The following is a 21,882-nucleotide window of genomic DNA, read 5'->3' as shown; positions in this document are numbered from 1 at the left end:
TGGTCGCCCGAGGTGAAAGAGTTACGAAGTGCGTAAGCATCTTTTGTTGACACGTGCGCGCGCTGTTCTTGCAACCCACGGATTTGACCCGACACGGGACAGAGAGCGATCAGTTCGCGCCCGGACGCTGGCTGACATGCGGCCGCGGCAACGCCACTTGGCTTTGAACGGCCGCTTCTGGGTCACGCTTAGCGTGGTTGCCTACGGGGGCTTGTAAACAGCTATCTACGATTTAATCTCGGCGCATCTTGAAAAGCTTTGGGGAAGCGGTGACCAACGAGGGTAGTTCTGGCGACACGCCGCGACAATGCGTCTATCGCTTCGGTGACTTCCTTCTGTCGCCCGGACGTCAGCTCCTGCTGTACGAGGGCCAGCCGGTCGCGCTCGGGGGACGAGGCTTCGACATTTTGACTTTGCTTGTGACCCGAGCCGGCGAGGTGGTCAGTAAAGCGGATTTAATCTCGCACGTGTGGCCAGACTATATTGTCCATGAGCACAATTTGAAGGTCAACGTCGGCAACCTGCGAAGGTCGCTGGCGCGATTTGATCTCACCGCCGATTATATCGCGACGATAGCCGGCCGTGGCTACAAGTTCGTCGCGACGGTCGAGAGTGCAAACCCTACTGCCGCGCCCGGCCCGGCGAGCGGGGTGCATCCCGCCGGCATGCCCAAGGCAACGCGTCTCTTCGGACGCGAGGAGGCAATCGAGCAGATTTCCCGGCAGTTGCAGCAACCTGGCTATGTGACGATTGTTGGGCCCGGCGGTGGCGGGAAGACGTCGCTCGCCGTAACGATCATGCAGCAGTGCCGCGTAGCCGGGCAGGCGATCGTCTTCGTCGATCTTTCGACGGTAAGCGACCATCGGTTCGTCGTGCCGGCAATAGCCTCTGCCTTCGGTATTTCGCTGGGTCTTGACGATCCGATCGCCGCGGTGATCGAGACAATGCGAAACCAGGCGTTGCTGCTGATCATCGATAATTGCGAACACGTCCTTGCGATGGCCGGGACGATCGTTGAACGGATCTCGGCGGAACTTCCCGACGCTAGCATCGTCGCCACCAGCCGCGAGCCGCTGCGCACGAGGCACGAGCAGATCCATTTCCTTTTGGGGCTATCTTATCCGGACCACACGAAGCCGCTTCGCGCCCGCGACGCCTTGAGCTTTCCCGCCGTGCAGCTGTTCATGGCCAAGGCGAACGCTTCCCGCGACGTCCAGATGACGGACGAGTATGCGCGCGACGTCGCGTCGATCTGCGCAAGGCTGGAGGGCTTGGCTCTTGCCATCGAGCTGGCAGCGGGCACCGCCAGCGTTCTTGCCCCTTCAGCGCTGCAGCAGCTCTTCCGGAATGGTTTCGGCACGATGAATCGCGGGCCGAGGGACGCACCCCTGCGCCACCAGACATTGGAAGCCACCCTCGACTGGAGCTACCGGCTTCTGCCGGACCGCGAGGCCGTCGTCCTCGGCCTGCTATCGGTGTTTTCGGGGCGGTTTGCCGCGGATGATGCGGAGGCGATGTATCCCGCCGGCGGCCTCGATCCGATGACCGGGCGTGACGCGTTGGCGCAGCTCGTGGCGAAATCGCTGGTATCTGCTGAAGTGGAAGGTGGGTCCGTTCTTTACCGGCTGCCCGAGAGCACGGGGGCCTACGCCGCTCGGCGTCTGTTCGGCGCTCCGCATCGGGAGCAGGCCCGACGTCACTATGCCGCGCGCGTACGGGACAAGCTACAGACGGCCGAGCGGGATTGGTCCTCACAGACGTCACGCGAGTGGCTCAGGAAATATCAGTCGCAGATCAATGACGTCCGGGCGGTGATCGCCTGGGCATTTGATCCTTCGGGCGATCCCGACATCGGCGTCGAACTGGTGGTCGCCGCATTGCCGCTGTGGCAGGAGCTGTCGGCCTTTAGGGAGATGCTGTCGGCGATAGAGCTTGCTGCGGAGGCGGGATCAGCCTTTCTCAATCTTGCGCCTTCTGCCCGTGCCAAACTCTCGACAGCGCAAGCCTGGGCCATGACGCTCGCGCGCCAGATCCACATGCGGACGGACGGCGCGTGGCTTCAGAGCATCCACGATGCGGCGGAGGCCGGAGATGCAGAGCTCGAGCTGCGTGCCATATTCGGACAGGCGGTCTTCCTGACCTATTCGGGCCGGCCGCTCGCTGCGCTGCGTAGGATGAGCGACTTTGCCGCAAGCTCGGGGCTGGACTGGACGGTTGCGCCCGACGGAAAGCGCTTGCTGGCGCATGTCGAGGTCTATGCGGGTCGCTTATCGTCCGCCGCGACACGCCTCGACGAACTGATGGCAACCTGGGGCGGGCTGCAGGATGGCCGCGGCTTGTCTCGCTTCCAGGTAGATCTGCCCGTCGCGATCGGCCTATCCAGATCGTTTCTGCTATGGCTCCAAGGAGACGTCGAGCGCGCCTCGCACCTCGCAGCACGCGCGGTCGATAGAGCGACCGATCTCGACCACATGATATCGCTCGGCAATGCCATCTGCCTTGCTGGCCTCCCAATCGCCTATTTGAGCGGCGAGTTCGCGGTTGCCGCGCGTTTGCAGCAGCAACTGGCCCAAGTCGGTAGACGCGAGAGTGTCGGCATATATGAAGGGACCAGCCTGTTTTTCGGCGGTGCCATCCGGATGGCTCAGGGAGAACAGGACGGATTGGCGCTGATGCAACAGGGCATTTCCGAACTGCATGCGCATGGCTGGCGCACACGCGTCGCTTTCTACAGATGTTTGCTTGCCGAGGCCTGGATCAAAGCGGGTGACGTGCGGCGCGCCGAAGATTGTTTCAGGCCGGCGGTAGCGCAGGCCGACGTTCGTCAAGAGCGGTGGTGCCATCCCGAACTATGGCGGGTCGCCGGCGTCATCGAAGCGGCCAGGCAGCGCCGCGCGCAGGCGGATCGCTATTTCGAGAAGTCTCTTAGAGCGGCAAAGGCTATGGGCGCAGGATCGGCGATCCGGCGAACCGAAGCGTCGGTCGCTGCCGCGGACTGAGGTGCTAGCGAGCAGCGGCCCGCTTTCTCAGTCCGTTGGCTCTGTATCGATGCGCGCGCGCAGCGCGGCGTTCTCTCGCTCGAGTTGCGCAATTCTTTCTAACAGTGATTGCGAAGCCGCGCGCGCTTCGGCCTCGGTGAATCGCGGTAGGATATGTTGCGGGCAATTCCAGTCGAAGGCCACGAGCCTCAATCGGAAGATACGCTCCGCTTTCGCGCCATAGGTTTCATCGATGACTTTGGCCGTCAGCGCCGGGTCCGCATCGAGCGCAAGCTTTTCAACATGCGCGTAAATCTTGAGGCGCGACCGGGAAGGGTAGCTCATGACGAATAGACACGCCCGATCATTCGCCATCAGATTGCCGGTGCTGATATACTGGCGATTGCCGCGGTAGTCGACAAACGCGAGAGTGCGATCATCCAAAACCTTGAGGAAGCCAGGAGGGCCCCCGCGATGCTGGACATAGGGCCAGCCCGTCTCGGAGACCGAGGCAATGTAGAAGCTGTCGCGCTCGGCCATGAACGCGGTCTCGTTGGCGGAAAAGCGGTCAAACTCCCGGTGTCCCTTGAAGTCCGACCAGAGACGATCCGCGCCCATTTCGGCCTGCGCGCTGCGAACGGCGGGGGTTAGCGCGACGTCCATAAAACCATAGGTCATATCGAGTCTCCGCTCTCTTCCTGCTCACGCGGCTGTAGCATACGTGCGGCTAGGCAGCCTCTCTGGCAGCCTGCTGGGCACGGGCGTAGCTCTCCGCCACTGCCGCATAGTTGGGCGCGACCAGCCCGTAGAGCTTTGCGAGGTCGGCGGCTTCGGGGCGCGCCCAGGTCCGATGGAGTTCGGATAACAAGGCATTGGTAGAGGTAGGTTTGACGCCACCCTGGACGAAGCGGGCCAGCGAAACGCGCGATGCCATTTCGCTCGGATCTCCCGAGGCATCCAGCACGGCATAGACGTCATAGCCGACGGCGCGGGCGTCGAGAGCCGGAAACATCACGCAGACGCTGGTCCAGACGCCCGCCATGATCAGCGTCTTGCGCTCCGTTGAACGCACTACGGCGACGAAATCGTCATTATCCCAGGCGTTCACTTCGCCCTTGCGCGGCACATAAACCGCATGCGGTGCGTAATCATGAATCTCGGGCATGAGCGGTCCATTCGGGCCGGCGGGTTCGGAAGCGGTCGTGATCACCGGTATCTCCAGCAATGCCGCGAGCTTGGCGATCATCTCGACGTTCCGGCGCAGGTCGGAGATCGAGATGTCCTTCACCGTCTGGAGCAGCCCCGATTGATGATCGAGGAGCAGGATCAGCGCGTCGGAGGGATCGATGAGCGCCGCTCCGCCGCCCGACGGAAGAACGCTGGATTTAGATCTGTTGCTGTACATGGTTGTCCTCCTTCGTCTGGTTACAAATCAGCCGTGTGGAACGGGCGGGCTCGCCGGCTTTCGGCGAATACGGTCGCGATCTAGCCGGCTACCCGCACTTCAGATTGGCGCTGGCTTCCGTGAAGGTGCTGCTGCCGTAGCTGGGCGACCAGCAATCGAAGATGGCTTACAGCGGCAATCAGACGCCCGACCACGGCAACGTTGCTTTCTAACGATATCGTCGGGTGTCGCACAGCGATCACGTCCAGCCCACGGCCGACGAGTTCGCCGTGGATATGATGCCATCCCAAGCCCGCCACGAAGGCTCCGTGAACCAGAATGATCGACACGGCAGACGCCCACGTTACCGGGATGCCCCACAGGCTGCTGGTCATCTGACATCCTTTCGGAAATGCGCCGCGAGGCCGCCGGCCCCGCGGGACGCTTCACTTGCAGACCTTGCGATCGAGGAAGTCGCGGATGAGCGGCGCCATCACGTCGAGCTTGTCCTCAAGGGCGAAGTGGCCGCTGTCCAGGATATGCATTTCGGCATCGGGCAGATCGCGCAGGTACGGGTGCGCGCCAGCTTCGGGGAAGATCTTGTCGTTCTTGCCCCAGACGATCAGCGTCGGCGGCTTGCGCTCCCGGAAGAAAGCCTGAAATTGGGGGTACAGCGGCACGTTGCTGCCGTAGTCCCCAAGGAGATCGAGCTGGATCTCGCGGTTGCCCGGCCGATCGAGTAGCGCCTGGTCGATGACCCAGTTGTCGGGGCTGATCCGCGCGACGTCGCCCATGCCGTCCGTGTACTGAAACTTCGTGATATCGAGCGTTACGAGCCCGGCAAGAGCCGCGCGCCGCTCTGGCGTCTTCTCGGCCCAATAGGCTTTGATCGGATCCCAGAACGCAGCAAGCCCCTCGGTATAGGCGTTGCCGTTCTGGACGATCAGCGCTTCCACCCGCTCCGGATGCTTGAGTGCGAGCCGGTACCCAACCGGTGCGCCGTAATCCATGACGTACATGCTGTAGCGCTTCGCCCCGACATAATCGGTAAGCTTGTCGACGATGTCGGTGAGGTTGGCGAAGGTGTACTGATATTGGGCGTGGTCCGGTGCGTCGCTCTGACCATAACCGGGATAGTCGGGGGCGATGACGCGGTAGCGGTCGGCGAGCAGCGGGATGAGGTTGCGGAACATGTGCGAAGACGTGGGAAAGCCGTGCAGCAAGAGCAGAACAGGCGCGTCGACGGGCCCTGCCTCGCGATAGAAAATCTTCAAGCCGTCAATCGTCGTGCTCTTGTAATGGATGACCGGCACTGCCTGCGCGGCAAGTACGGGCTTATTCGGGGCACAGCGGGCGTCGGCAACAACCGGGGCCATGGCTGCGACAAGGGCGATGGCGCTAACAAAATACTTGTTCATGATCTTTGCCTTCCCAAATCGGTGCCGAGCAAGTTCAGCACCTCGGAACGCTGGATATCAGGAGGGGGCGTCCGCTCAGGGATAAAGAAGGGTAAAAAGTTGAACGTCAGCCGGTTATGTTCGGTACAGCAACCCGTGAAGCAGCAGGATCAGCGGCGGCGGCTGTCAGCCTGAGGCAATAGAGGCAAGGTGATCCCTCCGAGCTTGTCGGCCCGGCGGAGATGACGCGCTATCGTGCGTCTGTCGCGATCGGCCCGTGCCCACCGTCCGCGTACGCAGCTGTCACGAGCGCTCGGCGTACTGAAAGTAGTGCCGAGGCCCGTTCTGTGATGTGATCGGCTCCATAGCGCAGATTATTTTAGCTGAACGAAGCCCGAAACTGGGACCCGCCCGAATGGTGCTGAATGGCGGATTCTGGGTCAGCGCTGCTACGAGCCCGCCGGACTGCTGCCGCCCATGAGCAGCCGTTGACACGCCGACCGGGATCACGGAGCGTGATCTAGCGTCGCGATCAGGCCGTGAGGGGACGATGTGAAGCGACTGGTCATGGGGTATATGATGATGACGGCCATCGGGGCCGCGACGGCGACCTCTGCCCAAACGAAGCCCCCGGTTTCAGCGAACAGCGGGGCTACGCTCTGCCCGCTCTCTGCGCCCTACGATGCCAACAATCCTTGCGCGCGGATTATCCAGGGGCAACTCCCTGTATCAATCATTGCCCAGAATAAGAGAGTGATCGCGATCATACCCTTGGATTGGGTGCATCCGAATCATGCGCTGGTGATGCCGAAGCGGCCCGTGCGCAACCTCTATGACCTTGACGACCGCGATCTGGTTGCGGTGATGCACATGGTGAAGCGCGTCGCGACGGCTCAACAGCGTGCGGTGGGCAGTACCGGCTTCTCCCTGCAGCAGAACAACGCGAGCAGTCAGGACGTCTGCCACCTCCATGTCCACGTGATCCCCAATACGCCGCTTGTCCCCCGGGTCCGCGCCACACGCGCCGAGATGGACGCCATGGCTGAGTGACTAAAGGCTGCGCTCCCGAGGCGCTGATCGGCGGATCGGACTTGACCAATCGGTGGTTCCGTTTCCCACCACCCGAACCGTTTGCGAGGCAATCCTGTACTCCGGAACAGCCATATAAGCGGGATAGCCGGACAACCGCTTTTGGGGAGCGGCCGAGCGATGTAAATGTTCTGAATGGGTCGGCACGCCGTACCGGCATATGGTCGGTGGAAGGCGCTTATTTGGCTGATCTGTCGCTGGAAGCTGACCAACGGCTCGCGTCCGATAGCGGCCTCACCTCCCCCTCGCTAAGCCCGAGTTGAAAGGGCATCATGCGGTTGACCACGAGACCAGCAGCGCGGGCGACGGCGCTGACCGTTTCTCTGCTCACACCAAGGCGTTCGGCGACCGCGCGACCTACTACCGTTTCACCAAGGACGAGAACTTCAAGGCTATCACAATGGAGGCCGCGACCGTTTTAACGGACCTTGGCCCGACGTCCCCGGCTTTATCGCTCGCGAAGCTGACGGGGTATGAGGGAAATTCGAGCCCGCCGACGGCTTCAGCTTCCCGTTCAAAGTTCGCGATGGATCAGTCCTGGCGTTGTCCGCGGCAGAGCTTGCGAGGATCAAGGCGTCCGACAGCCATACGGCAAGGCAATGAAGGAGCCCCTCGGGCTGGCCGTATCTGGCGACAGACATTTCTCCGAAGCCGCTTATATAAGATCGGCCTATACAGCGCGGGTTCGGCCCCGGGCGGGCAATCGGTCGCCTTGCAAACATCGAGAGGAGTCACTTTGACGCTGGCATTCTGCAGGTTGATCGTCGCGTCGACCGCGCCGCTGAAAGCTGCTTCGTGACTGATAGCATCGCGCTCATCGAGTGCTTTCCGGTTCGCCCGAGATGGCTGTTCGTCCGCATCGAGACAAAGCAGGGCGCCGTGGGTTGGGGTGAAGCGACGCTCGAAGGCCATGTAGAGTCAGTCATGGGTTCGATCGACGCCGCGCGCGATCGCCTGATCGGTCATGATCCGGATCGCATCGAAGACGCCTGGCAGCTTCTGTATCGGCTGGGATTCTATCGCGGCGGGCCCGTACTGATGTCTGCCATATCGGGCATCGACCAGGCCTTGTGGGACCTCAAGGCTCGCAAGCTCGGTGTCCCTGTCTACGAGCTGCTCGGTGGTCGCGTGCGGGATCTGATCCCCGTCTATGCGTGGATCGGTGGCGATCGTCCGCACGACGTCGCCGCCGCAGCGGTCGCGCGCAAGGCCCAAGGCTTCACCGCCGTCAAAATGAACGGTGTCGAGGATATGGGGTGGCTTGAAACCGCAGCGCACGTCGACGCCGTAGCCGAACGGATAGCGTTGGTCCGGGAAACAGGCATCGATGTCGGCGTCGATTTCCACGGACGGGTCCACAAGCCGATGGCCAGAGCATTGTTAGCGGCGATCGCCCCGCATCGCCCGCTCTTTGCGGAGGAAGTCGTGCTCGGCGAGCATCCGGACGCGCTGCTTCAGCTTTCTCAGCAGACGACCGTCCCCCTTGCGATGGGCGAGCGTCTCTACAGCCGCTGGGATTTCCGTCCGTTTCTGGAAAACGGATCGATCGACATTGCGCAGCCCGATCTGGCGCACGCCGGCGGTATTTCCGAATGCCGTCGGATCGCTGCGATGGCCGAGACGTATGACGTCGCATTCGCGCCGCATTGCCCGATCGGCCCCTTGGCGCTTGCGGCCTGTCTAAACCTGGCGGCGGCCACCCCGAATTTTGTGATCCAAGAAATCTCGCTCGGCATCCATTATAACGGACCTTCCGAGGATCTGACGACGCTGATGAAAAATCCCGACATCTTCGCGGTGTCTGACGGCGCGGTACAGGTGCCATCCGGGCCTGGCCTTGGCGTTGAGATCGACGACGAAGCTGTCCGGGACATGGCGCGCAATCCGCATAGATGGCGTAATCCCGCATGGCGCGGTCCGAACGGGGAATTGCGCGAGTGGTAAGCAGAGGCGTCCTCGTGACCGGTGGCCTCGGCGGCATCGGGATGGCCGTCGGCCGCGCTTTCGCGAGCGAAGGCGCCAGCGTGCTCCTGGTTGATGTCCGGCCTGACGGGGGAGCGGCCATCGCGGAACTTATTGCGGCGGGAGCTCCCAAGGCGCTCAGCATCACCGCCGACATTTCCGACGAAACGAGCGTCGCGCGCGCCGTCGAGACCGCGATGAGCGCATTCGGCGCGCTTGACGTGATCGTCAACGTCGCCGGGATGATGATCTACAAGCCTATCGCTGAGCTTGTGGCAGAGGATTGGAGGCGGTTGCTCGACATCAACTTCGTAGGCGCGGCCCTGTTCACCGGCCATGCCTTGCGGACGATGAAGCCGGGCGGCTGTGTCGTGAACATTGCGTCCGTCCACGCGCGCCGAACGACAGCGCTTGTTGCGCCTTATGCGGCAGCGAAGGCCGCGCTGGTAAGCCTGACGCGTTCGGCGGCCATCGAAGGAAAGCCTCTGGGCATTCGTGTCAACGCGGTCCTCCCCGGGGCGATCGATACGCCGATGTTGCGCGAAAGCCCGGCCATCAAATCGGGTGCCGAAGTCCTCGATGAGGCCGATATCGGTCAGCCGGAGGACGTGGCGGCGGTTGCTGTCTTTCTCGCGTCGGATGCCGCGCGCTTTATCACCGGTGAAGACGTCGTCGCCGATTCCGGCCGGATGGGGCGGCTCTGACGATGCAGATCATCGAGTCAGATACGAGGGGCGCGACGGATTCTGCGCCTGCCGGCGCATCCAGGCTGGTATGGTTGTCGGCTGCCGTCTCGGCGATCGGCGGCCTGATGTTCGGCTACGATTGGGTCGTCATCGGCGGCGCCAAGCCGTTCTACGAAGCGAGCTTCGGGCTCGATCGGCCGGCTGACCAGGCTTGGGCGGTTAGTTGCGCGCTCATCGGCTGCCTGATCGGCGCGATGACGTCTGGCGCCTTGAGTGATCGATTCGGCCGCAAGCCGGCGCTCAGCACCGCCGCGATGATCTTCGCGGTCTCTTCGATCGGCACGGCCCTGGCAACGAGCTTCACGACCTTTGTCGCGTGGCGCATTCTGGGCGGTGTTGCGATTGGGATGGCCTCAGGGCTCTCGCCATTATACATTGGCGAGATCGCGCCGGCCGCCAGTCGCGGCCGCCTTGTCGTTCTCAACCAGATCGCGCTCGTGCTCGGCATATTGGGCGCGCAGATCGTGAACCTTCTGATCGCCGATCCGGTCGTGCCGGGCGCGACCCTCGCCGAGATCGCCGCGTCGTGGAACGGGACGGTTGGCTGGCGCTGGATGTTCGCGGCGGCGGCGGTGCCGGCGGTCGTTTTCCTGTTCGGGTGCACCTGGATTCCCGAAAGTCCGCGATGGCTGGCGCAGCGGGGGCAGTGGGAAAGAAGCGAGCACGTCCTGTCCCGCTTCGGCGGCCGGGAATATGCACGTCACGCGCTCGCCGAGATCCGTGCGGCGCTGGAGGTTTCGCCCGGCCGGAGCTTGCGTGCCGTCCTGCAAGAGGGGCGTTTCCGTCGGGTGTTGGTCATCGGCATCGTCCTGGCCGTCCTGCAGCAGTGGTGCGGCATCAACGTCATCTTCAATTACGCGCAGGAAGTTTTCGAGTCCGCAGGCTATGCGGTGTCTGATATCCTGCTCAATATCGTCATCACCGGCGTCGTGAATTGCATCTTCACGGTGGTGGCGCTGGTGACGGTCGAACGGTGGGGACGTCGTCGCTTGATGCTGCTCGGCTGTTCCGGTCTTGCCGTCATCTATCTGGCGCTGGGGGGGTGCTATCTGGCGGGGCTGCAGGGCTGGCCGCTGCTCTTGCTCGTGGTTGCCGCGATCGCCTGTTATGCGATGACGCTAGCGCCGGTCACATGGGTGGCACTGGCGGAGATCTTTCCGGGCGAGGCGCGTGGCGCAAGCATGTCGGTAGCGACGACGGCGCTGTGGGCGGCCTGTTTCCTGCTGACATACAGCTTTCCCTTGCTGAACGCCGCCGCGGGTACGGGCCTGACGTTCTGGCTTTACGCCGCGCTCTGCGCGGCGGGCTTGGTTTTCATCTCCGCCAAACTGCCGGAAACCAAAGGCAAGAGCCTTGAAGAGATCGAGCACGCCTGGGCATAAGTGTCGGTGTTTTCGGGCCGGGGCAGGTTAGAGCGTGGCTCAGATCGCCAATCGGATCAATTGATTAAGATTGCGTGCGTAGGACGCCCTACTGATTATCCGCCATCGATTGCAGCAGGGCCTTAAGCTGGCGTGCTGTATCAGGGCGTGACCGAACGGACTGCGATTGAAGAAGCGGTATGAGCTCTCGATCGATATATGTGTCGGGCCCCGAGTAGGCTAAGCTCCATTTACCGAATTGGCGCTGCAGAGGCTGAGCTTCTTCGATAACATTCATATCCGTGTGGCGGCGATCGAGCCTCAGCTTAGCTAGCAAATCGGCTACCGCAGCGGCCGGTCCCTCGATAAATTGTACGAAATGATACTCGGTAAATACCAAGGCGCCGGTTATACCCACAGCCGCGTTCCACGACTTTGAAAAGTTTACAATTGAGCTCGCGCGATGTTCCAGTTCGGAGAAAACTATTTGGCTTTTGCTGATGTAAAGTGTGGATCGTAAGATGGCATAGTCCTTTGACCGTGACAAAAGGTGCCCGGCGTCGATGCGCAGGATCCTGGCCTACGTCAGTGTTTCCTTGACCCGCAGCCGGTACAACAAGCCCTTGCGCGCCGGCCGAGCAACGGACTGACCTGCTCATTGTTCGACCCAATCACTATGGGAAGAACGGCTAGCAATTAGCTCGCTTTAGCGGGGGGGGGGGGGGGGAGGCGCCGCCGGCCAAGAGCTGCATCAACGAAGGGCTGCTTTCGGCAGGTCGGATCCGCCTTTGAACGACCGCAGATGATGACGTGGACGGCTACCCACCATCAATCAAGATCGTCGTCCAAGGCGTCTGGCTCTGCAGTGCTACTTTAGCGACAATCTCCGTCATCAGGTCGAACGGCTCTAATTCGTGCCGACATTCCCGGAAATCACAGTGGCTTGCGTTATCAAGGCGCGTTTTTTTCTCAGCAGCCGGGTCGAATCGGGGGCGGTCGGGCGTCCGTGTCAACGTCAGCGGGGCTCGGATGATCCACTTTGCAAGGCACGAAAATTTGCGGGTCCAGGCATCTCGGGCGATAACCGCTCAGGCGCTAACGGCGGTGGATCCGTAGCCGTATGTAGGTTGCCGCACCGAAGGGCCGGGAACGTTCTGGCCGTGAATAGAGGTCTGGCTGAGAAGCCGCCGATTGATTGAAGGCGGATCCGATCAACGATTTTCTGTCGTCGGCCAGCGCGACTTGCGCCTTCACGAGACCGACCGCTCAGTCAGAAACTGAAAACCAACTGATCCTTAACGTCCCTCCGCTAATCCCCCAGAATGTTTGACACCATTTCGGCCGTGTTCGCGTGCATGCGGGATATGCATGATGGTCGCCTAGTGTCCTTAGCCGGCATCGTTTGTGCGGTCGGCACATATGCTTCGTTCGCCATTGCTCACCATGCGGCCCGCGCAACTGGCAGGCGGCGGACCGCATGGGGCTTGGTCAGCGTCATGTCGAGTGGCTGCACGGCGTGGGCAACCCACTTTATCGTGTTACTCGCTTTTCGACCTGGTATGCCGGCGGCTTTCGAACCGGTTTTGACGGCAATCTCGTTGGGGCTAGCGATTACCGGGATTGGGACCGGCGTTTGCATCTCAATCAGAAACCGAGGGGTCCGAATCCAGTTTGTCGCTGGACTCTTTGTGGGTCTTGGGATCGCCGCACTCCATTATGTGGGTCAGGCCGCCTATCTCATTCAGGGTCACATTCTTTGGAACTGGGGTCTGGTGCTACCCTCGATCCTCCTGAGTTTGCCGCTTTGCGGTCTGGCAATGGTCGCAGCATCCAGCCGCTTGGCCCAAATTCGACGGAGTGCTGCGCCCCTCCTGCTCTTAGCGATAGCCATTTTGCATTTCTGCGGAATGGCGGCGATGCGTTTTCGCTTCGACCCTTCGAGCACGTTTCCGTCGGACGCCGTAACGCCGTCAGCCATCGCGCCTGCGGTGGCCGGTATATCGCTAGCGCTAATCGCTTTGGCCGTGACCGGATGGCGGTTCAATCTTTCGGCAATCGGTCGTTTGCGACAGGATCGCCGGCGCCTCCGCGAGCTGACCGATGTTGCTCTTGAGGGACTGCTTATCTGCCAGGGCGATACGATCGTCACAGCAAATAGCAGCGTCGAGAAACTGGCTGGCTATGACCCAGGCCAGCTCATTGGCACAAGCGCCAGTGCCCTGCTTCCGAGCGTGGACCTTACCGGCCTCGCCGAGCGCGAAGAGCGGGAAGTTGGTCTACTCGTACGATCTGGGCAGGTGGTGCCCGTGCGTGTGCTGCGGGCCGAAATGGTACTGGGCCATAAATTGCAAACGGTGCTTGCGATACGAGACCAGCGAGAGCGCCTTCGGACGGAAGCCAGGATGCGCAAGCTCGCCTTCACCGACTCGCTAACCGGCCTCAGCAACCATGTTAGTTATGTTGATCAGTTACATCATTACATGGATGAGGGCATCCCGCTGGTGCTGCTCAGCATTGATCTGGACCGATTCAAGGCTGTCAACGATCAGTTCGGACATCTCGCTGGCGACGAGGTGTTAAGAGAGGTCGGCGCGCGGCTGCGCTTCGTAGTACGGCCAGACGACGTTACGGCGAGGGTCGGCGGCGATGAGTTTGCCGTCATCCTAGTCGGCCCGGAAGCCAAGGATCGCGCTATTGCCGTCGCTCAGGAAATCGCTGATCGCCTAGGCCAGCCATTCTCCGCAGAGAGCCGCCTCGCCTATAGCGGGGCTACTATCGGAATCGCATTAGCTCCGATTGATGCGACCACCACCAGCGGTTTGCGTCAGTGCGCAGACCTGGCGCTTTACCGCGCCAAGGAACAAGGTCGGGGAAGCATCTGCTGCTTCGACCCGCAGATGGACGCAGCGCCGCGCGACCGACGGTCGCTCGAAGGTGACCTTCGAAGTGCGATCCGCCGCGGAGACATCGAACTAGTTTACCAGCCGGTTATGTCCACGCAGACGGGGCTGATTACCAGCGTGGAAGCACTGGCCCGTTGGCTACACCCAGAAAAGGGGCCGATATCTCCTCATATCTTTATTCCGCTTGCCGAAGAGTCCGGCTTGATCGTCCAGCTCGGAGAGACACTATTGCGGCAGGCCTGTTCTGACGCTGCATCCTGGTCCTCAAGCGTTCGCGTGGCGGTAAACCTATCCCCTTTGCAATTTCAGGCTGGGGATTTGTGCGCGACCGTCGCCGGCATCCTTAAGGAAACGGGCCTAGAAGCAAACCGGCTCCAGCTTGAGGTGACCGAGGGCCTCGTCATTCGTGACGTCGAGCGCACCTTCTCTGAGCTTGAGCGGCTCAGAGCCCTCGGCATTCAGATCCTTATGGACGACTTTGGAGTTGGATACTCCTCGCTGAGCTATTTCCAGCGCTTCCCGTTTGACAAGGTCAAAATCGACAAGTCATTTGTCGATCAGATTACGACCTCGCGCGCGGCGCGTGCGATCGTGCAGGCAATCGTTGGCTTGGGTGATACGCTCGGCATGGGGGTGGTCGCCGAGGGCGTTGAAACGGAAGATCAAATGCGTCTTCTGGTTGAGGCCGGTTGCACGCATCTACAAGGGTATCTTTTCAGTCCGCCGGTCCGGAAGTCTGTCTTACAGGAATCCTTTCTCCTGCCTCTTGGTGCTAAGCCTCACGATGCGGGTGACGTGGATCGGAACGGTCGCTGCCGCACTGCGGTCTAGCGCGTCACATTCGGCATTTAAGATTGCGACTCACCCATCGATTGCATGTCAGGCAACTCGGCGAGTGGAAAAATCCCGCCCTTTCGTTTCGCAAACCGATTGCGCGCCGGCAGGAGCCGGCTGTGGTGGTCGAGAACAGGTTGGCGTCGACCAGACGCCGTATTTTCGTGTTCGGTTCGCACCTTTAATGTCGACTCTAAAGAGGTCGTCGCCAAGAGGAGCAACGCGCGCGCCACGATGAAGCGGTCTGGAGCGCCTAGGCCTCGAATTGCCGTGCCAAAACTGTTCCAGCTAGTGATGCCATTGGTGCAGTCGGCGCCGCGTCTGGTAATAGCGCTCGTTGCTTTTCGCGCGATGCGACGCCGCAACGAGGGGTAACGATCGCGCCTAGACACACATGGGGCGCCGGCCAAAACCACGTGACATCCTCTAATGAAGTCCACCTATTGCGCTCGTCGAGTGTCAAGTATCGTGCACGCGCAATAGCAATCGGCGGACCAGCGAGAACGGCTTAGCCGTAGTCACTGTTGCTCAGGTGCTTGGCGTTGCGGGCATAATGGCCCAGATGTTGCGTCATCGATGGATAACAAGCCGCCAGTATCGCGGTCTGCATCACCGCCAGATACGAAGCCGGCGGCTTCCACAACGACAGCCTTGGTCCCAACTTTTTCGAGCATGTAGATCGCACATTCTGATGTCACCTTTGACGAATATCGATCGGCGAGATCTAGAGATCGCGGAAAAAAAGACTTTACGAGACCCATTTTCTGATAATAGGTATCACATATTGGGAGGCCGGCGGGGGCTGTGACCATCCCAAGATAGGGGAGGTAGTCGGATGGGCGCTGGTCGGATCACCTTGTGCAGCGGCGTTTCGCTAGCTGCAGTATTGCTAGCAGTCTCGGCTTCGGCACAAACATCATCATCCTATCCAGCTGCAAGTGAAGACTCGTCGGCGACGGCGCCGCCGGGCAACCAGCAGAGCGCCGAGGAGATCATCGTCTCGGGCTTCCGCGCGTCGTTGAGCAGTGCGCTGAACACCAAGCGCGCCGAGGCATCGTCGATCGACGTGATCAAGGCGGAAGACATCGCCGACTTCCCCGACAACAATCTCGCAGAATCGCTGCAGCGCGTGCCGGGCGTCTCGATCAACCGCGTCGGCGGCGAGGGGCGCGCGATCACGGTTCGCGGCCTGTCCGGCAGCTTCACCCGCGTGCGCGTGAACGGAATGGAATCGCAGGCGATCTCGGGAGCCACCACCTCCGATCGCGGCATCAACACCGGCCGCGGCTTCGATTTCAACGTCTTCGCGTCCGAGCTGTTCAACAATCTGGTCGTCCGCAAGACGGCGGATGCGGAGACGATCGAGGGGTCGCTCGGCGCGACGGTCGACCTTAACGTTGCGCGGCCGTTCGACTTCACCAAGGCGACCGTCGCGCTGAGCGCGCAGGCGGGCTATACGACGCTCGCGAAGAAGGCGAACCCCAAGCTGACCGGTCTGCTGACCGACACATGGAATACAGGGATCGGCCGCATCGGCGTGCTGGTCTCAGCCGCTTATAGCCGGCGTCACTATTTCGAAGATCAGTTCGGCTCGGGCGGCTGGAATCCCGCGACGACCGACGGCGGCTTCTGCTCGCCGATCGGCGTTACGCCGGTCTCGCCCGCGCTGAATGCCGGGCAAGGCACGACCGCCACGGACTGCGTCGCGGGGGTGACGCGGCCCGCCGCGAACGACGCCAATTATGCCGCGGTCAACCGCTCGACGGTCTTCCTGCCGCGCCTGCCGCGCTACGGCCGCTTCGATCACGACCAGAAACGACTTGGCATCACCGGCTCGCTTCAGTGGGAGCCTGCGCCCGGGATCGAGATCGGCGGCGACCTGCTTTATTCCGACTACAAGGTCGCACGCGACGAATATTGGCTGGAGGGCTTTTCGTTCGCACGCGCGATCGCATCGCCCAATTTCGGCAAGCCACAGACCGCGATCCGCGAGGCGGTGCTCCGCAATGCGGGCACCAGCAACACACAGGGCGCCAATTTCGGCCAGACTGTCTACGATATCGATTATGGCGTGTTCGATGGCGTCGATGTCCGGTCCGACAATCAGCATGATCGCTTCCGCAGCCGCTTCAGCCAATATACCCTGCACGGCAAGTTCGAGATTACCGATCGCCTCCAACTCGCTTTGCTTGGCGGCATCGCCGATACCAATTTTGACCAGACCGAGCAGACGACTTTCCTGTTCGGGCGCAACAATACGCGCCAGACCATCGATTTCCGCGACGATCGCGACCTGCCGACGATCGGCTACGGCTTCGACGTGACCGATCCGTCGCAATATTCGCTCGCGCCCGGAAGCGCCGAAATCCGCACGACGCCGTCCTACGTCAACAACAAGAACCGCCTGATCGAGGGCAATTTCTCGTGGAAGCTCAACGGCCTCATCACGGCTAAGGCCGGCGTGCATTACGACCGGTTCGATTTCGACATCACGGCGTACCAGCGGCCGAACAACTTCCTCGTGCCGACGCTGACCGCCTCGCAGGTGGCCGACGTGACGCGCACGATCGACGGCTTCGGCAAGGGCATGCCGGACGGAGTCTTCCCGACCTCGTGGATCGTGGTCAATTACGACAAGTTCGCCCAGCAATATGGGCTGGACAATTATAGTGGCGATTTCGCGATCGTCGAAAATCTGAGCGCGCGGCGCGCCGTGCGCGAGGACGTGCTGTCCGCCTTCGGGCAGATCGACTTCAACCTGAAGGATCTAGATGTGCCGGTCCGCGGCAATATCGGCCTGCGCTATGCGCGGACGAAGCTGGATTCGACCGGCTATTCAACCTCGATCGCGCAATTCATCACCGCGCAGAATAAATATGACGACTGGCTGCCGTCGGTGAACATTGTCGGCGACCTCACGAGCAAATTGCTCGTGCGCGCGGCCGCTGCAAAGGTGATCACGCGCCCCGAATTGAGCTTTCTGAGCCCGGGCGCGACGGTCACGATCAGCGGTACCCCCTCGATCAACGGTGGCAACCCGGCGCTGGAGCCGATCCGCGCCAACACCTATGACGCCTCGATCGAATGGTACTTCGATCGGAATTCCCTGATCTCCGCCGCCTATTTCTACAAGGACATCAAGTCCTACATCCAGAACCAGGCGCAGCAGCTCACCTTCAACCAGACCGGCCTGCCCTTGTCATTGCTCGTCAATAGCGGCCTCGATCCGAACGTCTCGATCTTCACGGTCAATCAGGCGCGCAACACGCCGGGCGGGCCGCTCAAGGGGTTCGAGATCAACTATCAGCAGGCGTTCAATTTCCTGCCGGGATTTCTGCAGAATTTCGGCACGCTCCTGAATTATACGCACGTCACGTCGCGGATCAATTATTTCCTCGCGGCCAGTGCGAACAACACCACCAATCGCGATCTGCTCGGCCTCTCGCGGGATGCGTTCAACGCGACGCTTTATTATGAGGACAAGAAGTTCAGCGCGCGTATCTCGGCGGCGTATCGCGGCCCGTATATTATCGCGCTTCCGGCCAATAATCCGCTGCAGGATCTGGAGGGGGTCGATAAAAGCCTGATCTTCGACGTCTCGGCTTCCTATCAGCTCACCGAAAGGGTCAAGCTGACGTTCGAAGGCCTGAACGTCTTCGATCGCTTCTATCGTCAGTTCATCGATTCAGATCGGGACAGCACCTTCGTCTACAGTCACACCGGGCCGCAATTCTATGCGGGCGTTCAGGTGCGGTTCTAGAATGTTGGCGGCCGACGACAGCCCAATCACGCCGACTGCCTCTGGGTCTTTCAGCGAGCGATCCGCAGCGGCGTTGCGTGCTGACAAGCCATGCAGGAGAGCGAGACCACGCGTGCGCTTACGTCCTTTGCTTCGGTTTCCGCGGTTTGGGCTTCGGCAGCTCTGCCGCCGTGACGCGCAGCAGGACACCTAGCCACTCGACATCGTCCCAGCGATCGGCCTCGATTAACAGGTGCGGCTTGGCCCCTGGATAGGGCGGAGCTTCGGATACCGGCCCGGTATGGCGGCGACCGGGTGCCGTCGGCTTCACGTAGAGCTGATCGTCGCAGATGGAGCCAATCATCTTGCCGTCGACGTAGACGCCATACTCGCCGAACATCGGCTTGGTCGATACCGCGCCCGCGCCAGTTGCCTGTTCGAGCAGGTAATCGGCTGTGCGTTGCTGCGTTGCCATAGCCCGAACTTAACAGACGAGCGTCGCCGCTAGCAATGGACGGATTATCGTCTGCGTCGCCGACCGCAAAACGAACGCGCGGCGGCTTTCCGGGAGGATCATGGTGACGCTGGATAACCGGGATTGGGTCTTCCAGCCGTAACTCCCCGCAGCGTACGCCCGTGCAGGGGGGACATCCCAGAAGCTGCAGCCTGCGCCTCGCCGTTGGATGCCCATGTAACCATTTACTCAGATCATAGCGCCATCAGGTGTACGCGATCAGCCGACCAAGCGCCGCCACAGTAAGCCACAGCGCGATTGAGACCACCGCTATCATCCTGAGCCAAGGTGTCACCGGCTCTTTGCCACCCCAAAGTAAGCGAAAGGCCATCGCGTTCGAGAGCGCGATAAGAATGAGCAGCAGCTTGGCTCGAAGCAGCGGTGAGTGGATCAGGGTGCGTGCATCCGCCGAAAAGAGCACAACGCCGCTGAGCCCGAGCAGGACCAGCCCCCCGATTGCCAGCGGCGTGAGCGCACGGGACAGAGGTGACAGCGGCAAGCTACGAAACGCGCCAGCCAATCGCAGGTCTACGATCCCGATCGGACCGATCAGGAGCGCGAGCCCGAGCAGATGGACGAGATTGGCGACCGGATAGGTCCAGCTGCCGCCGCGCGCCGCCTGGCCGAGCGTGCTTGCCTCCGCCCAGGCGGCAAAGCCCTCCACCCGCTCAGCGCAGCTCGTAGGTTCTGCCGTCGAGTGTCAGCCGATCAATCTTCATCTCGGGTGTGCCATCCTTGCGGACTTGGCCCTCGAGCGTCACAGGCTTCCCGCTCTTCAGCATCGCGGGGGTCAGGCCGCGCGTCTCCATTCTCGCGACCGGCGCCAGGACTACGTCCCAGGTACGCCGTTGGTAGGCGACCTTCGCGGTGGCATGCGGATTGCTCCAACTAACCTCGCTGAGCTTGCTCGTGACACTGACCGGCTTGTCAGGGTCATACGTGCTCCAGCCATGATGCGCGAGCGCAGCGGCCGGTATCAGGGTTGCAACCAAGAGAGATCGGCGCATGGCATCCTCCTCATGTTCCAGCGCGATCATAGCGCATTGCAGCTGTGACCGTGCCGCAAATTTAGATCCTATTTGACCATTCGCGTGCGGGCGATGGCCTCCTGACACTGAGAAATCAAATGGGTCCTACGCCATGGCTCTCAATCGTCGAAGCGTGCGGCCGGCGAGAAGGGCTTCTCGGCATCCACTACGAACATTACGAGCTGGTCGAGCGGTGCATCGCCGCTGCTGGTAAGTTGCATAGCCATGTCCTGCCCGTGGGCGCTGAGCGCGTCGCCTGCGCCGGCTCGCTCGGTTCCATGGCCGGTACGCTGGGTGACCTGCCCGGCCAAAACGTAGATCGCCTCGGCACCAGGATGACTGTGAACTGGTGTTTGCGATTCGGGGGGGCCGCCGGCGCGGTTGATACGAAGCAGAAAGCTTCTAGCATTCGGCGTCGGGATCGGCCCAATCTCTCTTACCCGGGTCGCGCCGGGCGTCGCGCCGCCCGCACGCGATAGCGTGAACAACCAGTTTCGCCCTGCCACACTCGCGGAAAGCGCGTGTGGGCCGCCCGCTGCCTTCGCGGCGTTCGCGGTAGGCAGAGTTTCAATTCGCCAGAATAGAGGGCCGGGTGGCAGAGTTGCAAGTCGCCGCTCTGCAATCGTCTCGATTACAAAAGCACCGGGGGACAAGGCTCGCGCCTCACCAACGGCAAGAGAGGCGAAAAACAGCGCAGCGACGAACCGCATCGGCAGCTCCCTTGGTCACATGGCGAATAGCAGACCGGCTGGCCTGATCCTAGCCAGGTCAAGCTGGACGAAGACCGATGCTGAGAGAACGGAAAGAGTGGTTCGAACATCGAGATGTGGGTCCCGACTGCCTTTCTGGGCCAGCTGCCTGCATTCGCTTAGGGTGAGCAAGGCTATGACCAGCGATCCGAAGCCGTGTCGTGCCCGATAAGCCAGCCTGTCGGGTTTAAGAGCTGCTAGTCGAAATCTTTTGTTTTCTGGCGTTTTCGAGACGGTCCCACATCTTGCAAGCCTCGTTGGCAAAAATTCGGGGAGACATGATTTGATTACCCTTTGGTGTCATTCACCGGATCATGTCGGTTCAGTCTCTCGTCCACGATCTTAAGACGATCCACACCGACCTCATCAGCCGGATATCAGCGCTGGCGACGGAGCTTGGGAAGACTAGGCCCGATTTTTCAAGTCTCTCCCCCGCGAGAATGAACCTTGCGCGGGCCAGCCGTCGTCGGGCTATTTTAATCGACCAACTCACCCGAGCTGTGGCATCAGTGCATCAGCCGACCTTCACCAGTCTTCAACACAATCTGCAAAAGGCGCGCTTGGCTTCGGCAGATCATATCGGCAGGTGGACTGTTGGCCGCATCGAAGCCGACTGGCACGGCTATCGTAGCGCGTCTCCCAGAATGCGCGAAGCTATGATCAGGCAAATCGCGGACGAGGCAGAAATTATTTTCAAATTGCAAATGTAGCGCAGTTCGAACGTGCGATACTGGCTGTCCGCGGTAGCGAGTCGGTTCATGAATGGCTGCCCGAAGCTGGAAAGCAATCAGCGCGCAGCGTACGACCGCGTCTGGGTCAGCGCCATCGAGCTGCACTCTGATTGCACCCCTCCGCGTGTTGGGCGAAAATGTGGTGCTCTTGCTGGTTTAGAGTTTGGAGTTGTTGCTGACGACGTTGGCAAAGGATCCGCTTCCTACTTCCCGTCCATCGAGAAGAAATATGGTAAGCCGATTGCGGAATGGCAGGAACTGGTTCGCCAGAACCTTCCAGCGAAACCCATGGAGCTTGTTTCGATGCTGAAAAGCGACCACGGGATGGGTCACGGTCATGCAAAGGCGGTGGTGTCGCATGCCTTGGCTGATAGGAGCTGACGCTTCCTGGCCGAAGCCTTTGGACACTCGGCAGGCCGCGATCCTGGTAGCAGCAGCGCCCGAACGCACGCCCAGTTTCGGGAGCC

19 protein-coding genes are annotated in these 21,882 nt (G+C 61.2%); 9 read left to right on the top strand and 10 right to left on the bottom strand.

Translation table 11 applies throughout. The features are described 5' to 3' along the window. Positions 1-248: 248 nt before the first annotated feature. Positions 249-2,999, top strand: a complete 2,751-nt coding sequence (locus Q4F19_RS07715) for an ATP-binding protein (RefSeq protein WP_303541316.1) — start codon at positions 249-251, stop codon at positions 2,997-2,999. A 27-nt stretch (positions 3,000-3,026) separates the two neighbouring features. On the opposite strand, the gene Q4F19_RS07710 is transcribed toward Q4F19_RS07715, so the two are convergent. The 4 genes from Q4F19_RS07710 to Q4F19_RS07695 form a co-directional block, all read right to left on the bottom strand. Beyond that, positions 3,027-3,656 (bottom strand): pyridoxamine 5'-phosphate oxidase family protein, encoded by a 630-nt coding sequence (locus Q4F19_RS07710; protein ID WP_303541314.1) that lies wholly within the window; start codon positions 3,654-3,656, stop codon positions 3,027-3,029. Between the two features lie 49 nt (positions 3,657-3,705). Then, entirely contained in the window at positions 3,706-4,383 is a 678-nt protein-coding gene (locus Q4F19_RS07705; RefSeq protein ID WP_303541312.1) for an isochorismatase family protein, read from the bottom strand. 80 nt (positions 4,384-4,463) lie between these two features. Further along, positions 4,464-4,757 carry a hypothetical protein gene (locus Q4F19_RS07700; protein ID WP_303541310.1) on the bottom strand — a complete coding sequence of 98 codons (294 nt, stop codon included), beginning with the start codon at positions 4,755-4,757 and terminating at the stop codon, positions 4,464-4,466. A gap of 51 nt (positions 4,758-4,808) precedes the next feature. Beyond that, positions 4,809-5,780, bottom strand: coding sequence for an alpha/beta fold hydrolase (locus tag Q4F19_RS07695; protein WP_303541309.1), 972 nt, complete (start codon positions 5,778-5,780; stop codon positions 4,809-4,811). Between the two features lie 531 nt (positions 5,781-6,311). Between Q4F19_RS07695 and Q4F19_RS07690 the strand changes: the two genes are divergently transcribed. The 4 genes from Q4F19_RS07690 to Q4F19_RS07675 all read left to right on the top strand — a co-directional run bounded on the left by Q4F19_RS07690 (position 6,312) and on the right by Q4F19_RS07675 (position 10,938). Beyond that, complete coding sequence (locus Q4F19_RS07690) at positions 6,312-6,809, top strand: HIT family protein (RefSeq protein ID WP_303541308.1); 498 nt, start codon at positions 6,312-6,314, stop codon at positions 6,807-6,809. A gap of 834 nt (positions 6,810-7,643) precedes the next feature. Beyond that, positions 7,644-8,792: a galactonate dehydratase gene (gene dgoD / locus Q4F19_RS07685; RefSeq protein WP_303541307.1), complete on the top strand. Its 1,149-nt coding sequence runs from the start codon at positions 7,644-7,646 to the stop codon at positions 8,790-8,792. 14 nt (positions 8,793-8,806) lie between these two features. After that, positions 8,807-9,514 carry an SDR family NAD(P)-dependent oxidoreductase gene (locus tag Q4F19_RS07680; protein ID WP_303541306.1) on the top strand — a complete coding sequence of 236 codons (708 nt, stop codon included), beginning with the start codon at positions 8,807-8,809 and terminating at the stop codon, positions 9,512-9,514. A gap of 2 nt (positions 9,515-9,516) precedes the next feature. Then, positions 9,517-10,938, top strand: a complete 1,422-nt coding sequence (locus tag Q4F19_RS07675; RefSeq protein ID WP_303541305.1) for a sugar porter family MFS transporter — start codon at positions 9,517-9,519, stop codon at positions 10,936-10,938. Between the two features lie 88 nt (positions 10,939-11,026). On the opposite strand, the gene Q4F19_RS21440 is transcribed toward Q4F19_RS07675, so the two are convergent. Further along, entirely contained in the window at positions 11,027-11,464 is a 438-nt protein-coding gene (locus tag Q4F19_RS21440) for a BLUF domain-containing protein (protein ID WP_431312375.1), read from the bottom strand. Between the two features lie 775 nt (positions 11,465-12,239). On the opposite strand from Q4F19_RS21440, the gene Q4F19_RS07670 reads away from it, so the two are divergent. Then, entirely contained in the window at positions 12,240-14,651 is a 2,412-nt protein-coding gene (locus Q4F19_RS07670) for a bifunctional diguanylate cyclase/phosphodiesterase (RefSeq protein WP_303541304.1), read from the top strand. Between the two features lie 521 nt (positions 14,652-15,172). On the opposite strand, the gene Q4F19_RS07665 is transcribed toward Q4F19_RS07670, so the two are convergent. Next, a complete protein-coding gene (locus tag Q4F19_RS07665) occupies positions 15,173-15,415 on the bottom strand; it encodes a hypothetical protein (RefSeq protein WP_303541303.1) in 243 nt (80 codons plus the stop codon). A gap of 74 nt (positions 15,416-15,489) precedes the next feature. On the opposite strand from Q4F19_RS07665, the gene Q4F19_RS07660 reads away from it, so the two are divergent. Continuing rightward, a complete protein-coding gene (locus tag Q4F19_RS07660) occupies positions 15,490-18,414 on the top strand; it encodes a TonB-dependent receptor (RefSeq protein WP_303541302.1) in 2,925 nt (974 codons plus the stop codon). Between the two features lie 118 nt (positions 18,415-18,532). On the opposite strand, the gene Q4F19_RS07655 is transcribed toward Q4F19_RS07660, so the two are convergent. The 4 genes from Q4F19_RS07655 to Q4F19_RS07640 form a co-directional block, all read right to left on the bottom strand. Then, a complete protein-coding gene (locus tag Q4F19_RS07655; RefSeq protein WP_303541301.1) occupies positions 18,533-18,868 on the bottom strand; it encodes a TfoX/Sxy family protein in 336 nt (111 codons plus the stop codon). 244 nt (positions 18,869-19,112) lie between these two features. Next, entirely contained in the window at positions 19,113-19,571 is a 459-nt protein-coding gene (locus Q4F19_RS07650; protein WP_303541299.1) for a DUF6644 family protein, read from the bottom strand. 4 nt (positions 19,572-19,575) lie between these two features. After that, on the bottom strand, positions 19,576-19,944 hold the full coding sequence (locus tag Q4F19_RS07645; protein ID WP_303541298.1) for a DUF6152 family protein: 369 nt from the start codon (positions 19,942-19,944) through the stop codon (positions 19,576-19,578). Between the two features lie 110 nt (positions 19,945-20,054). Next, entirely contained in the window at positions 20,055-20,645 is a 591-nt protein-coding gene (locus tag Q4F19_RS07640) for a cupin domain-containing protein (RefSeq protein ID WP_303541296.1), read from the bottom strand. 479 nt (positions 20,646-21,124) lie between these two features. On the opposite strand from Q4F19_RS07640, the gene Q4F19_RS07635 reads away from it, so the two are divergent. Together Q4F19_RS07635 and Q4F19_RS07630 are read left to right on the top strand one after the other, a co-directional pair. Further along, positions 21,125-21,394: a hypothetical protein gene (locus tag Q4F19_RS07635; protein ID WP_303541294.1), complete on the top strand. Its 270-nt coding sequence runs from the start codon at positions 21,125-21,127 to the stop codon at positions 21,392-21,394. Between the two features lie 48 nt (positions 21,395-21,442). After that, entirely contained in the window at positions 21,443-21,796 is a 354-nt protein-coding gene (locus tag Q4F19_RS07630; RefSeq protein WP_303541293.1) for a DUF4287 domain-containing protein, read from the top strand. Positions 21,797-21,882: the final 86 nt, after the last annotated feature.

The sequence above is a fragment of the Sphingomonas natans genome, from assembly GCF_030546695.1.
Classification (GTDB): Bacteria; Pseudomonadota; Alphaproteobacteria; order Sphingomonadales; family Sphingomonadaceae; genus Sphingomonas_I; species Sphingomonas_I natans.
The sequence above is the reverse complement of the archived record's forward strand: the minus strand, read 5'-3'. Positions and strand labels throughout refer to the sequence as shown.

Excerpts from the sequence above, each read along its gene's own strand:
- Q4F19_RS07710 (WP_303541314.1), bottom strand. The coding sequence starts at position 3,656 with ATGACCTATGGTTTTATGGACGTCGCGCTAACCCCCGCCGTTCGCAGC.
- Q4F19_RS07705 (WP_303541312.1), bottom strand. The coding sequence starts at position 4,383 with ATGTACAGCAACAGATCTAAATCCAGCGTTCTTCCGTCGGGCGGCGGA.
- Q4F19_RS07700 (WP_303541310.1), bottom strand. The coding sequence starts at position 4,757 with ATGACCAGCAGCCTGTGGGGCATCCCGGTAACGTGGGCGTCTGCCGTG.
- Q4F19_RS07695 (WP_303541309.1), bottom strand. The coding sequence starts at position 5,780 with ATGAACAAGTATTTTGTTAGCGCCATCGCCCTTGTCGCAGCCATGGCC.
- Q4F19_RS07675 (WP_303541305.1), top strand. The coding sequence starts at position 9,517 with ATGCAGATCATCGAGTCAGATACGAGGGGCGCGACGGATTCTGCGCCT.
- Q4F19_RS07670 (WP_303541304.1), top strand. The coding sequence starts at position 12,240 with ATGTTTGACACCATTTCGGCCGTGTTCGCGTGCATGCGGGATATGCAT.
- Q4F19_RS07665 (WP_303541303.1), bottom strand. The coding sequence starts at position 15,415 with ATGGGTCTCGTAAAGTCTTTTTTTCCGCGATCTCTAGATCTCGCCGAT.
- Q4F19_RS07660 (WP_303541302.1), top strand. The coding sequence starts at position 15,490 with ATGGGCGCTGGTCGGATCACCTTGTGCAGCGGCGTTTCGCTAGCTGCA.
- Q4F19_RS07655 (WP_303541301.1), bottom strand. The coding sequence starts at position 18,868 with ATGGCAACGCAGCAACGCACAGCCGATTACCTGCTCGAACAGGCAACT.
- Q4F19_RS07645 (WP_303541298.1), bottom strand. The coding sequence starts at position 19,944 with ATGATCGCGCTGGAACATGAGGAGGATGCCATGCGCCGATCTCTCTTG.
- Q4F19_RS07640 (WP_303541296.1), bottom strand. The coding sequence starts at position 20,645 with ATGCGGTTCGTCGCTGCGCTGTTTTTCGCCTCTCTTGCCGTTGGTGAG.
- Q4F19_RS07635 (WP_303541294.1), top strand. The coding sequence starts at position 21,125 with ATGAACCTTGCGCGGGCCAGCCGTCGTCGGGCTATTTTAATCGACCAA.
- Q4F19_RS07630 (WP_303541293.1), top strand. The coding sequence starts at position 21,443 with ATGAATGGCTGCCCGAAGCTGGAAAGCAATCAGCGCGCAGCGTACGAC.